General features: G+C 39.8%; 11 protein-coding genes. 4 read left to right on the top strand and 7 right to left on the bottom strand.

Features of this window, described 5'->3' with window-relative positions; genetic code table 11:
• Positions 1 to 10: 10 nt before the first annotated feature.
• On the bottom strand, positions 11 to 1,735 hold the full coding sequence (locus ACKWBX_RS04745; RefSeq protein ID WP_413967503.1) for an alpha/beta hydrolase-fold protein: 1,725 nt from the start codon (positions 1,733 to 1,735) through the stop codon (positions 11 to 13).
• A gap of 121 nt (positions 1,736 to 1,856) precedes the next feature.
• On the opposite strand from ACKWBX_RS04745, the gene ACKWBX_RS04740 reads away from it, so the two are divergent.
• A complete protein-coding gene (locus ACKWBX_RS04740) occupies positions 1,857 to 2,000 on the top strand; it encodes a hypothetical protein (RefSeq protein WP_413967502.1) in 144 nt (47 codons plus the stop codon).
• 52 nt (positions 2,001 to 2,052) lie between these two features.
• On the opposite strand, the gene ACKWBX_RS04735 is transcribed toward ACKWBX_RS04740, so the two are convergent.
• The 4 genes from ACKWBX_RS04735 to ACKWBX_RS04720 form a co-directional block, all read right to left on the bottom strand.
• Positions 2,053 to 2,937: a bifunctional 5,10-methylenetetrahydrofolate dehydrogenase/5,10-methenyltetrahydrofolate cyclohydrolase gene (locus ACKWBX_RS04735; protein ID WP_413967501.1), complete on the bottom strand. Its 885-nt coding sequence runs from the start codon at positions 2,935 to 2,937 to the stop codon at positions 2,053 to 2,055.
• A gap of 39 nt (positions 2,938 to 2,976) precedes the next feature.
• Positions 2,977 to 3,372, bottom strand: coding sequence for a four helix bundle protein (locus ACKWBX_RS04730; RefSeq protein ID WP_413967500.1), 396 nt, complete (start codon positions 3,370 to 3,372; stop codon positions 2,977 to 2,979).
• 57 nt (positions 3,373 to 3,429) lie between these two features.
• Entirely contained in the window at positions 3,430 to 4,767 is a 1,338-nt protein-coding gene (gene ffh / locus ACKWBX_RS04725) for a signal recognition particle protein (RefSeq protein WP_413967499.1), read from the bottom strand.
• A gap of 232 nt (positions 4,768 to 4,999) precedes the next feature.
• The gene (locus ACKWBX_RS04720; RefSeq protein ID WP_413967498.1) at positions 5,000 to 7,072 is read right to left on the bottom strand and encodes a hypothetical protein; all 2,073 of its coding nucleotides are present in this window, start codon (positions 7,070 to 7,072) and stop codon (positions 5,000 to 5,002) included.
• Positions 7,073 to 7,179: 107 nt separating this feature from the next.
• Here ACKWBX_RS04720 and ACKWBX_RS04715 point away from each other — a divergent pair, with 107 nt between their 5' ends.
• The 3 genes from ACKWBX_RS04715 (at position 7,180) to ACKWBX_RS04705 (ending at position 11,420) form a co-directional block, all read left to right on the top strand.
• A complete protein-coding gene (locus tag ACKWBX_RS04715; protein WP_413967497.1) occupies positions 7,180 to 7,692 on the top strand; it encodes an RNA polymerase sigma factor in 513 nt (170 codons plus the stop codon).
• A 310-nt stretch (positions 7,693 to 8,002) separates the two neighbouring features.
• A complete protein-coding gene (locus tag ACKWBX_RS04710; protein ID WP_413967496.1) occupies positions 8,003 to 8,914 on the top strand; it encodes a FecR family protein in 912 nt (303 codons plus the stop codon).
• Positions 8,895 to 11,420, top strand: coding sequence for a TonB-dependent receptor (locus ACKWBX_RS04705; RefSeq protein WP_413967495.1), 2,526 nt, complete (start codon positions 8,895 to 8,897; stop codon positions 11,418 to 11,420). The genes ACKWBX_RS04710 and ACKWBX_RS04705 overlap by 20 nt, the downstream gene beginning before the upstream one ends.
• Here ACKWBX_RS04705 and ACKWBX_RS04700 read toward each other — a convergent pair.
• Positions 11,417 to 12,211, bottom strand: a complete 795-nt coding sequence (locus ACKWBX_RS04700; protein ID WP_413967494.1) for a zinc-dependent peptidase — start codon at positions 12,209 to 12,211, stop codon at positions 11,417 to 11,419. The two genes, ACKWBX_RS04705 and ACKWBX_RS04700, sit on opposite strands and share 4 nt — an antisense overlap.
• An 8-nt stretch (positions 12,212 to 12,219) precedes the next feature.
• The gene (gene argS / locus ACKWBX_RS04695; protein WP_413967493.1) at positions 12,220 to 14,001 is read right to left on the bottom strand and encodes an arginine--tRNA ligase; all 1,782 of its coding nucleotides are present in this window, start codon (positions 13,999 to 14,001) and stop codon (positions 12,220 to 12,222) included.
• Positions 14,002 to 14,070: the final 69 nt, after the last annotated feature.

Below are 14,070 nucleotides of genomic sequence, written 5' to 3'. Positions count from 1 at the left end.
AATCTATATGTTATTGATATCTCCAACTCGTTAGATCTGCCCCTTTGGGAGCACTTTCTGCAATGCGCTTCATAATTTTGGGTACATACATACTATTGTATCGTAAGCGGCTAATGGCATTTGGCACATCGGGGTCGCCGTTCCAGCAATGTTCAGCGCAATCACCATACAATACCTCACCATCATAGTAGGGATTCGTGGTGTTTTCCAAAAAATCTTCCATCAGGTATACTGCGTTGTTCAAATAGTAATTATCCATATCCCCGCAGTAAATATTGATTTTTCCCTTTAAATTATCTCCCAACTTGTCCCAATCCCGCTCCAAAATATACCGTAAATCATAATTTTCCTTCCAATATTCCGCAATCTCATGATTGATGTCCCCGGTCATTTTATCCCAAATTCGCACTGGATATCCATCTGTTCCCTGTGGCGAATAGGTAGCTTCCCAAATATCCCACTGTTGGCCGGAACGGGATTTGTCTCCCAAGACCAATTCCAAATGATTACCCTGTTTTAATGTAGATTGAATATTGCCCAAATAATCCCGGTGCGACGGAACTTCTAATTTCTTATGGGCACTATCATAATAATATGCATTCTTATCCTCATAAATATTGGTGAGACAGTAAGCCCTAAAATCAATCGGGTCCGGACATGCCGCGAAACAACCATTATATTCTTCAGGATATTTCACCTGAACCGCCAAGGCTTCCCAGCCACCCGTGGAACCACCATACAAAAAGCGGGACCACCCTTCGCCCAATCCCCGGAATTCTTTTTCTATGTAGGGAATCAATTCATATGTAATGGCATCACCATAAGGACCTTGACTAGCGGAATTAACTGCATAGGAATCATCATAATAAGGTGTTGGATGCTGAATCTCTATAATGAGCATACGTGGAAAATCAGGCTCGTTCCATCGTTTGTAAAAATCGTAGGCTTCCTGCTGTTGTATGATATTGTACCCTTCCAGATCAAAACGCTCCGAATATTCAGGTTCCGTATCTGGGTCCGGTGGCGTAGTCCGAAAACCTCCAAAATCATCGGGAAAATGACCATGAAATACCATCAAAGGATATTTAGCTTCAGGATGTTCTTCAAATCCTTTGGGAAGCAATACATGCGCCCCCAAATACATATCCCTACCATAAAATTCGGATAGTTTCTCAGATTTCATTTTAATATGCTTGATCCACTTGGTGTCCTCCGGTTCCGGTATTGATGGTATTTTTTGGTCCATCACTATATTGACATCGGAGATACCATCTTCTGTCACGGTAATCTTAAAGGGTTTGCTGTATAAATTGCCCGGTGATGTATTCCATTGTTGTCCTTCACCATTATCCATTGGCAATTTGACCGTGTGTCCCGTAGAAAGATTAAAGGTTTCATAAATATGCAAGAGTGCCTGTACATGATATTCTCCCGGAGGCACTTCTGTTAAACTTTTAAAAGGATATCCGAAAACGGAATCGTCAAATGTGATGACTTCACCGTAATTCATCTCATCTACATTCATACCAAAAATAAGCTGACCATCTAGTCCATCATTTATCTGAAAACGAGGTTCTTTTTCGTCATTATTGGAGAACATTAAAAGAAGACGGCCATCTTTTGAAGATGCACTAGCTTGCTCTGAAAAAGACACTTCAATGCGGCCAACATCATCAGCATCCTTAGATTGACAACTCAAAAGAAGTAAAGAAAAAATTAGGACGATATTTTTCATGGTATAGGGTTGTTTCTCAAAAGGTACGTTATTCTAGAGAAGCAATCAAATACCAAAATCATTATTTAAACGTTTATGAAACAGTCAACTATGGTAACCATACCTACTAAATTATCATGTTATGAAAAGAGTTGTTTTAGTTATTGGAATTTTTATCTCGGCTATCGCGATGAGTTGTGATTATGATGATAGCAACGATATAGATATAATAAACCCAAACGATACTACCCAAACCAGTATTAAAGCTGAAAACTCATTACGCTAAAAAGCCTCCAATACAATACATTGAAGGCTACTTAATGTATTACTATATTTAATTATTCCCTACCTCTGTGGCGTTCTCGCGCTAAAAGCGTATTTTTTAACAGCATGGCAATCGTCATTGGGCCTACGCCACCGGGAACCGGGGTAATGTGAGATGCTTTTTTGCTTACATTTTCAAAATCTACATCTCCGGTAATGTAATATCCCCTTTCTCTAGAATCATCGGGAACACGGGTAATTCCCACATCAATAACAACGGCATCGTCCTTTACCATTTCCGCTTTTAAGAAATTAGGAACACCCAAGGCCGAAATTACGATATCTGCCTGTGAAATGATCTGTGTGATATTTTTAGTATGACTATGGGTCAAAGTTACCGTGGAATTACCAGGCCAGCCTTTCCTTCCCATCAAAATGCTCATCGGTCTACCAACAATATGACTTCTACCGATGACAACCGTATGCTTCCCTTTAGTATCTACATTATAGCGTTCTAATAACTCCAAAATACCAAAAGGTGTTGCGGGAATAAAAGTGCTCATATCCAAGGCCATCTTTCCGAAATTGGTAGGGTGAAAACCATCCACATCCTTATCCGGATGCACGGCCATAATGACCTTTTGGGTATCTATTTGGTCGGGAAGTGGCAACTGTACTATAAAACCATCTATGTCATCATTCTCATTTAACTCATGGATTTTTTTGAGCAGTTCCTGTTCGGAGGTGGTGCTCGGCATCTTCACCAAAGTAGATTCAAAACCCACCCGCTCGCATGAGCGTACCTTACTCCCTACATAAGTGAGACTAGCGCCATCATTCCCAACGATAATCGCCGCAAGATGTGGCACTTTTTCGCCACGCTCTTTCATTTTAGCCACCTCAGCAGCAATTTCCCCTTTGATATCGTTAGAGACTTTTTTCCCGTCTAAGATTGTCATCTATTCAAAATTTTAATGTTTAAGGTTTAAAGTTCAAGGTCATCTACCCTTATACTTTGAGCCTTTGAAATCCGATTTGGACAAGTAACTAATGAATGAACTTATTTTTTTACTCTCCATAAGTACTTTATCCCTTAATTTTTTAAAAGTATCGTCATCAATAAACTTTCTATCCAAAATACGATAAAGTTGCGATCTCAATTCTCCGCATGACACCTTCGAGATACTTAAAAACTGAATGAACTCACGATTACCATTTCTTTCAAAGCCTTCAGCTATATTGTCCATTATAGAACCTGAACATCTATCCATTTGATTGCGGAGGGCATAGTTCTTGTCAAGTTCGGTTGTTTCAATTAGTTTGTAAACATCATTACAAATCTCCCTAGCCAATTGCCAAATTTCCAAATCCTCAAATTGATTGATTGTTGCCACAAAATACTTTTAGTTTATCCTTGAACTTTAAACCTAGAACCTTCAATTCAAATATGACTAGCGCATGCCTTTCATACCACCCATCATCTGCATCATCTTTTTTCCACCACCACCTTGCATCATTTTCATCATTTTGCTCATTTGGTCAAATTGTTTTAAAAGTTGGTTAACGTCCTGTACGTTGCGCCCGCTTCCTTTTGCAATACGCTTTTTTCTACTGGCGTTCAAAATTGTTGGTGTGGAGCGTTCGTCCGGTGTCATGGAGTGGATAATGGCCTCAATATGCTTAAAGGCATCGTCATCTATATCCATGCCCTTTAACGCTTTGCCCGCACCAGGAATCATACCCATTAAATCCTTGATGTTCCCCATCTTTTTGATTTGCTGAATTTGACTTAAAAAGTCATCAAAACCAAATTTGTTCTTGGCAATCTTTTTCTGGATTTTTCTGGCCTCCTCTTCATCAAACTGTTCTTGGGCTCTTTCTACGAGAGATATAACGTCTCCCATTCCCAAAATACGGTCGGCCATACGGTCTGGATAGAAAACATCGATAGCTTCCATCTTTTCACCTGTACCAATAAACTTAATGGGTTTGTTTACAACCGATTTTATGGAAATAGCCGCACCACCCCTCGTATCACCATCCAGTTTTGTGAGGATAACCCCATCAAAATTCAAGATATCATTAAAAGCCTTTGCCGTATTTACGGCATCTTGACCCGTCATGGAATCCACTACAAAAAGTGTTTCCTGAGGACTGATGGCTTTATGAATATCCGATATCTCATCCATCATTTTTTCATCCACTGCCAAACGGCCTGCGGTATCTATAATGACGACATTATTTCCTTGTGCTTTAGCTTGGGCAATCCCTGCTTTGGCAATAGCAACGGGGTCATTGTTCTCCCGGTCCGAATATACCGGAACATTGATCTGTTCCCCGACTACATGTAATTGGTCAATCGCGGCAGGACGGTATACATCACAAGCAACCAATAAAGGATTCTTTGATTTCTTCGTTTTTAGAAAATTGGCCAACTTCCCGGAAAAAGTGGTCTTACCGGAACCTTGTAGACCGGACATTAAGATAACCGATGGATTCCCGGAAAGATTTATTCCTTCCGACTCGCCACCCATTAATTGAGTCAGCTCATCTTTTACGATTTTTACCATTAACTGGCCCGGTTGCAAGGCGGTCAATACATTTTGACCCAATGCTTTCTCTTTTACCTTATTGGTAAATTCCTTGGCTATTTTAAAATTGACATCGGCATCCAAAAGAGCCCTTCTAACCTCTTTGGTGGTTTCCGCAACATTTATTTCCGTAATCTGCCCATGCCCTTTGAGAACATGTAACGCCTTATCTAGCTTTTCACTTAAATTATCAAACATCTTTTCCTCAATTTTATGGGGAAAGCAAATTTAATAATCTCAGCGTTAAGAGCGTAGGAAGAACCCCAAAATATATAAAAGCAAAGGAGCATTCTTGCGAACGCTCCTTTAAGAGATGTGGGGCAAAAAAGGTCTTTCTTTTTTGATCTCATTATAAAACCTCCATCAACACCACCAACGAGGCCCAACTCATTACTGTTGGCGGTGTATTTTTGGATGCTTTAATCTTTGCTTATGGTTTTTCAAAGACCAGAACAGTAACCATACCGTTATCATCTATATCTTTTAATTCTATCCTGTTTGACTCGATGGATACGAAATCCCAATCATCCGTTAATTCATCAAAAGGCATTTGGTCACCAAAATTCAAGTACACTTTTAACTTCTCGTCGCTACTTCTAAGGACTCTCCATAGGCCTTCTCCGAAAGCTTCTCCACCCTCTAACAATGAAATTTGATGATCTGCCATGAATTGAAGGCTATACCCTCCGTAGTCTGCGGTCATGTCCACATCACCTTCTACATATGAAGCTATTGTCCATTCGCCTCCCATCATAACGTTTCTTATCTCGGGTACGTCTCCATCGTCCATGTTGTCATTACACACACGCTGTAAAATCAATTCGTAATCCGTATCCTCTATCTCAAATTTCAAACGATCATTGCTTAAATCCCTAATGGGCCACTCAAAACTTACACCTGGCTCATCGCCTATATTAATTGCCATAACCAGTTTTTGTTCAGCATTAAGGACAATTTCCCAAGTACCCTCGGAAGTGTTTATTCCATTACCAAGTGTTACAACACCCTCAGCCATGAACTTGAACTCATAACCCAACAGTCTATCAATTTCCTCACCTTGGTTCTTTACTTTTTTGATAATCCACTCGCACTCCTTAAGTATTTCTCTCAAAGTATCAGGGTTTGTTTCCTCATCCTGTTTTTCAAGAATCAAATATTCTTCACCTCTTTTCAATTTGAACCGCTCTACGCTACATTCTACTACTTCCCAATCTCCGATGTAGTTGGCAAGTTCCATAGAAAGACTGTTAAAGGTCAAGGTAGCCCCTGAAATAGACCAGTTGCCTTCATCTACTATTTCTCCACTGGCATCGTACACATGGATGTTCCTGTTAGAAAAATCAATAACCAATCCATCCAAGAAGGCTTGCCCTTCGCTAGCAGGAATCCATTTGCCCATAGATAGCTTTTCAGCTATGAATGCTTCAGAACATTCCGGCTCAATCTCACCTTCACAGTTCCGCTTCATGATTATTCTATTGCTCTCCCCATTGAATAATTTGATCTTATTTTCACCAACCTCATACACCTTCCACTCCAAAGTGAAATCCACCAAGGTTTCAAACTCCATTTCGATTACGGCACCATCTTCTCCAACACTGGCTTCCCACACACCGTTAATATTCAATCCTTCTCTATCTTTCACGTTTACGGTACCATCTTCCATAAAGTTGAACAAATAGTCCTCATACTCCGCGGTGCGCTCTTGGTCATTCCTTTTAAACTCTCTTACCAACCAAGGACATTCCGCTAAATAGTTCTCAAATCGTGCCGGGTCAAAATCATCATCGTTGTAGTCGTTATCATCATCCTCATCACAAGCATCTTTTGTATTATTGATGGTCCTGGCCAATTCTTCATTACTGTCTACCGTAACCTTTGACCCATCATACAATTTCAACGTAATGGGAAATTGAAAACCAACAAGATCGCTATCTTCCAGACCGGCAAAGAATCTTCTTAAATCCTTATCGCTTTCTACAAGCACATTTCCAGTCTCTTCCAAATTCACATTAAAAGTGAACAAGGTCATAGGGTAAACAAAATCCAAACATTCAATATCATCATCTTCACCGCCTTCTTTACATTCAGCGGCCAATTCCCTTAGGTCATCAATACCGTTTATGGTTATTTCTGTAAAATCGCCCGCGGTAATGGTAATGGGAAAGATAATTTCCAAGATATCCTCATCACCGTCAATAGCATCGAACGCTTTTTCTATCAGGTCTAAATCTTCTTCCGTATCCACGGTAATTTCCAACCCGTTCACTTCTACGGTATATGGAAAGTTGATGGCAAGGCAACTGGCACCATCCACTATATTATCAAAGGAACCGTCCTTTGAGGCTGTATTTTCTACTAATTTTGCCGTAGTGGAACCTGCCATAATAGCTTCTGCTTCTCCTCCGGTATCAATTTGTTCAAACTCTTCTTGACAAGAAGTGAAACTTAGCACAGCCATAAGTAGGCTCATATAAACTGCATAATTAAAAAACTTGTTCATAACGATTTGGTATTTATTGTTCGTACGGCATTAAAACAACCGACATTGAAAATACCCTACCCCATTTTTTATTTTTTTTAAAATATCTTTGAAAAAAACCGTTACCATTGGATAAAGCCCATACCCAGAATGTTTGTGAAGAGCGTCTCTATAATGGCATTTTCAAGGAATACTCCAAAACCATCTTCAACTATATCTTTTATAAGTTTGGGAACGAAGAAAAAGCAGGCGATGCCGTTCAGGAAGCTTTTGTAAAACTCTGGGAGAATTGTAAAAAAGTTCCGCCCGAAAAAGCAAAATCCTATTTATATACCGTGGCCAATAATTTATATCTTAATGTGATAAAGGCCGAAAAGGTTAGGTTGAAATACGCCGAACCTTCCTTAAAAAACACTAATGAAACTCCAGAATTTATTATGGAGGAAAATCAGTTTAAGGAAAAACTGGATAATGCCCTGAACAGTCTGCCCGAAAATCAACGGACTACTTTTTTGCTGAACAGGATCGATGGTAAAAAATATGCGGAAATTGCCGAAATGGAAGGTGTAAGTGTAAAAGCAATAGAGAAAAGAATGCATTTGGCATTAAAAACATTACGGGAAAAGATAGACGGTATTTAGATTTCTTAGGGTCAAGGGTCAAGGGTCAAGGGTCAAGGGTCAAGGGTCAAGGGTCAAGGGTCAAGGGTCAAGGGTCAAGGGTCAAGGGTCAAGGGTCAAGGGTCAAGGGTCAAGGGTCAAGGGTCAAGGGTAAGAAATTATTCAAAACCATAAACACGAATAAACTTATTACTCAATACTAACAACTAATTACTGATAACTGATAACCGATAACCGATAACCGATAACCGATAACCGATAACCGATAACCGATAACTAAAAGTAGGGTTTTTGAAATTTGAGTTGTTATTAATGTATAAAGCTAGAAATCATGCAAGAAAATTACTTGGCAAAATGGCTTAACAATGAGCTTACTGAAGCGGAGTTGGAAGAATTTAAAAAGTCCGAGGCATATGCTTCATATCAAAAAATTCTTGAAACGACCGGAACTTTAGAAGCTCCCGAGTATGATATGGATGCCGCTTGGGAAAAATTGGAATCCGAACGTACCTCAGAAAAGCCCAGGGTTATTACGATGTCTCCGTTCAAGGCGTTTTTACGTGTGGCGGCAGTCGTCGCTATATTACTGACGGGTGCATATTTCTATCTTAATACTTTGGACGAGAATATCACCACACAATACGCCGAAAGCAAAGAAATTGTGCTGCCCGATAATTCCGAAATTATCTTAAATGCCGACTCCCAATTATCCTACAGTGAAAAAAACTGGAGCAAAGAAAGAAATATAAACCTAAACGGGGAAGCTTTCTTTAAAGTTGCCAAAGGAAAAAAATTTACCGTAGCTACGGAACAGGGCACGATTGCCGTTCTGGGCACGCAATTTAATGTTGAAAATAGGGATGGTTTTTTCGAGGTGACCTGTTTTGAAGGGCTCGTTAGCGTTACTTTTAACGGAGAAGAAACCAAACTTCCTGCGGGCAATTCATTTATTGCCATCAACGGTTCCGTTGCCAAATCTACTGTGCTAAAAAATGGAACTCCCTCGTGGATGAACAAAGAAAGTAGTTTTAAAAGTATCCCGTTAAAGTATGTTCTTAACGAGTTTCAACGTCAGCATAATATTATCGTAAGTCATAAAGATATTGACACCGATGAGCTTTTTACGGGCACCTTCAGTAATACGGACAAGGACTTGGCTCTAAAGAGTATAAGCGTTCCTCTACAAATAAAGTTTAAATTAGAGGGGAATAAAGTGCTGTTCTATGGGGAAAGCGCACCTTAAAACGCTTATTTTCTTACTCTTAGCCTTTTTTTTCATGTTCTTTCCGAGCATGGGCAGAGCACAGAACACCAACAATTCGACCGTACCGCTAATCCCATATCTTCAAGAGCTCGAAGCTCGCTTTGATATTAAGTTTTCCTATGTGGACGACAACTTGAAAGATGTGCATTTGGTCAAACCCGATCTTCAGGAAATTCAAGCTATATTATCCTTTATTTCTAATAATACCACACTAGAAGTTCAAAAATTAAGCGAACGCTATTACTCCATTTTGAAGAACGATGCAGTATCTGTGTGTGGAACAATATTGGACAATTTTGAGAAAAACACTATTCCCGGAACCACGGTGCAAGTCATGGGAAGCGGTGAGGCAGCTGTTACCGATGCAACCGGACGCTTTTCTTTTCAAAACATTCCTCGAAATTCCGTAATTCAAATAAAGCATCTAGGATTCAAAACCATATTTCTCAATGCCGAGGATTTATTGCAGACGCCTTGTAAAACCATTGCCATGGCCTTAAACTATCAAGAATTGGAAGAAGTTATCGTCTATAAGTTCTTGACCGATGGTTTGGTAAAACTCGACGATGGCAGCATTCAGCTAAACACGGGGAAATTCGGAATTCTCCCCGGTCTAAGTGAACCGGATATTCTACAGACCGTGCAAGCCTTGCCGGGTATAAGAAGTGTGGACGAGACGGTATCCGACATCAATATTCGAGGAGGGACCAATGACCAAAACCTAATGTTATGGGATGGTATAAAAATGTACCAATCCGGACACTTTTTTGGGCTTATTTCTGCCTTCAACCCATACCTTACGGAGCAAGTGACCGTTATAAAAAATGGCACCAGTGCGGCCTATGGGGATGGGGTGAGCGGTGTTATAGATATGCGTACCAAAAACACAATTGAAAACGATTTCTTTGGCGGCGGTGGTTTAAACCTAATTAGCGGAGACCTTTATGGACAATTGCCTTTGACCAATAATCTTTCCATACAATTTTCCGGCAGACGCTCCCATACCGATTTTGTTAATACACCAACCTACAATACTTTTTCCAATAAAGCTTTTCAGGATAGTGAAGTCCAGGCCGATAGTGATTTTTTCTTTTATGACTTTACGGGTAAAGTTCTATACGATATCAACGAAAGACATAAGGCACGGGCAAGCCTTATAAACATCAATAACAATCTAAAATACACGGAAACATCCGATGAGACCGGCAGAACAAATGAAAGCGACTTGGATCAAATTAACCTGTCTTTTGGAGGCGTTTTGGAAAGTGAGTGGACAGATGTGTTCTCCACTAATTTAAACGTCTATTATACCCAATATAGATTAACCGCAAGAAGCACTTCGAACAACGGTGTGCAAAGGCTATTCCAGAATAATTTGGTCAAGGAATCCAGTGTAAAATTCAATACCAATTATAAATTGGCTTCGAACCTAAGCTGGGGTAACGGCTATCAATTTACGGAAACGGGCATCGAAAATAGGACTAGATTGAATCAGCCCCAATTTGAAAGCAATATAAAGGGCGTCGTTCGTGTCCACGCGCTATATTCGGAGGTCAACTATATTTCGAACGATAAAAAATTAAAAGGGAAACTTGGCGGAAGAGTCAACTATTTTGAAAACTTGGGCACTTTCCAAGAGCTTGTTGTTGAACCCAGACTGAACCTCAATTATGAAATCCTACCCAATTTCAAAACTGAAATTCTCGGAGAATTTAAGAGTCAGGCGACCAATCAAGTTATCGATTTAGAACAAAACTTTTTAGGAATCGAGAAAAGACGGTGGGTTTTAGCCGATGGCACCGATCTCCCCTTGACCAAAAGCAGGCAAGCATCCCTTGGATTCAATTATGATGAAAATAGTTTTTATGTGGGTATTGAAGGCTTTTACAAAGAAGTGGACGGTATCAACGTACGTACACAGGGATTTCAGAATCAGAACCAGTTCAATGGTGAGATAGGCAGTTATGCTATAAAAGGAATGGAATTTCTCATCAATAAAAAAAACAACCAATATAGTGCTTGGTTTAGTTATGCCTATAATTACAATGATTATACTTTTGAGACCATTCTACCGCCAAACTTTCCCAACAACTTGGATATTCGTCATTCCGCAACGCTGGCAGGAACATATAGTTATAACGGATTTAAAATTGGTATGGGCTTTAATTATCGTTCCGGGAAACCTTTCACAGAGCCGGATACAACCAATCCCGTAAACACCGATGTATTTCCAAATGAAATCAACTATCAAGAACCCAATAGCAGTAGAATATCCGAATATTTTAGAGCAGATGCCTCTGCTACCTATGATTTTGATTTAGGAAATAGATTAAAGGCCACAATTGGTGTTTCTGTCTTAAATTTCACCAACCGAGAAAATATCCTGAATACCTATTATAGGCTGAATAACGACAATGAGATAGAAACCGTGCAGCGGGTTTCATTGGGTGTTACGCCCAACGCCAGTATTAGGGTGCAGTTTTAAATTTTATAAAAGCTAAAATTCATCATCAGTTTTACGGTACTAAAAAGACTCGGAAACCGTTTTTTAAATTCAGAGGGAGTTTCAATGTAATGTTCTACGGCAACCGCAAAAAACTCATGAATATCTGTTCTACCATATTCCCTAAAATATTTGGTTTTTTCCCACTGTTCTACAAATTTCGGATCGCGTAGCAGTACTCCCATTTTTTTCATTCCGTATAAAAATAAAAATGACCTACTATTCAATTTGTTCCTGACATTAAAACTCAACGCATGGGCAAATTCATGTACGGCCAAATTTAAGTTATCATCGGGAACGTGGAAACCATGAAGCAATTGTTCCGCGGAAAGAACAAGAATTTTAAGCCCGGGGTTATATTCCCCGTAATGCTCGTTCTTTGTTATTACCGAGTAATATTGTCTTGGATAAACTATGATTCGCTTTATAGACAAGATTAGGAAATCGGCCATTCCTAAAGTCAACATTGCAGCTGTAGCCGATAATAACAGGGCTATTTTCTCTTGCTCAAATACCTCTTCGTGAAAAACGATTTCCTTACGATGCCTAAAACGAACAACTCTCTTCTCAAACCTAGATTTATTCCTTTTGCCCAGTTTTTTATAAAAAGAGAAATGTGCTTGTATCAATTGTTTTTCCGGTTCCGTCAAAGGAGGTATGCGTTGAAAAGGATTTAGAAAGAATAAATCCAAAGTATAATAAACGATATAAAGAAAATAGCCGACTATCGCCAAAAGGCTTACGATAGCAAAAACATTTACCCAAAATTCCATAAACGATGTTACATCCGTTGCGGTACAGAAATACCGAGGAGCCCAAACGCTGATCGTATCACCTCCCCTACTTTTTGGGATAGTTGTACGCGCAGTATTTTCTTTTGTTCGTCCGTTTCCCCCAAAATAGAAATCTGTTGGTAAAACGAATTGAATTCCTTTACCAAATCGTAGGTGTAATTTGCTATTAAGGCCGGACTATAATTCTCGGCCGCCAGCTGTATGGTTTCGGGAAATAACTGGATTTGCTTGATAAGTTCCTTTTCTTTCGGGTGTAATTCAGGGGTCTCGACTGCGCTTGACCGGACAATATTCGTATCATCGGCCTTTCTTAAAATAGATTGAATTCTAGCATAGGTGTACTGAATAAAAGGCCCTGTATTGCCCTGAAAATCTACAGACTCCTCTGGATTAAAAAGAATGCGCTTCTTGGGGTCTACCTTCAAAATATAATATTTCAAAGCACCCAGGCCAATCATTTTGTAAAGTTCTTGTTTTTCCTGAGTGGAATAGTCTTCCAGTTTTCCAAGCTCTTTTGAAATATTGGCGGCGGTCTGGGTCATATCCTCCATCAAATCATCCGCATCTACCACGGTACCTTCTCGGCTTTTCATTTTACCACTGGGCAAATCTACCATTCCATAACTCAAGTGGTACAATTTTTCGGCCCAAGAGAAACCAAGTTTCTTCAAAATCAGGAACAATACCTTAAAGTGATAATCCTGCTCGTTACCCACGGTATAGACCATTCCGTTAATGTCCGGGTAGTCCTTTACGCGCTGTATCGCAGTACCAATATCCTGGGTCATGTACACCGCCGTACCATCCGAACGTAACACAATTTTTTCGTCCAGACCTTCATCCGTCAGGTCGATCCAGACACTGCCATCCTCCTTCTTATAAAAAACGCCTTTTTCAATACCGTCCGCCACAACATCCTTACCTAAAAGATAAGTGTCGCTCTCATAGTAGAATTTATCAAAATCGACTCCTAAATTTTTATAGGTAATATCAAAACCATCATAGACCCAACCATTCATTTTTTTCCAAAGTGCAACGACCTCAGCATCCCCGGCTTCCCATTTTTGAAGCATTTGTTGTGCTTCAAGCAAAATAGGGGCTTCTTTCTCCGCGACTTTTTTTTCAGTCCCATTCGTCACCATTTGAGCTATTTCTTCCTTGTAGGCCTTATCAAAAGCAACGTAATAGTTTCCGACGAGCTTATCCCCTTTTAACCCGGTACTCTGCGGAGTTTCTCCGGCTCCAAATTTCTGCCAAGCCAGCATACTTTTACAGATATGAATGCCCCGGTCATTGATTATTTGCGTCTTATACACCTTTTTACCCGAAGCCTTCAAAATTTCAGCTACAGAATAGCCCAATAAATTATTTCGAATATGCCCTAAATGCAAAGGTTTATTGGTATTGGGCGAAGAATATTCCACCATGACGGCATCATTGGAGGGTGCGGTAATACCAAAATCTTTCTCATCCTTTATTCCATTGAAAAAATCGAGGTAAAAACTATCATTAATTACAATATTCAAGAAACCTTTCACTACATTAAAACCAGAAACCACATCAACTTCCCGCTCCAAAAACGCCCCTATTTCTTGACCGATTTGAACAGGATTTCCTTTTACGAACCGCAGCATAGGAAAAATGACAGCGGTAATATCCCCTTCAAAATCCTTTCGGGTGGGTTGAAATTCCACCGTGGGCAGTTCTACTTTATAAATTGCTAAAACCGCTTCTTTGACTTTGCTCGTAAGGACTTCCTGAATTTTCATCAATCATGGTAATTAAGGCTGCAAAACTAATCATTTTTGCCCTTTAAGCCGAATCCCTTCGGTAATCCA

The sequence above is a fragment of the Maribacter algae genome, assembly GCF_047345745.1.
Lineage (GTDB): Bacteria > Bacteroidota > Bacteroidia > Flavobacteriales > Flavobacteriaceae > Maribacter.
The sequence above is the reverse complement of the archived record's forward strand: the minus strand, read 5'-3'. Positions and strand labels throughout refer to the sequence as shown.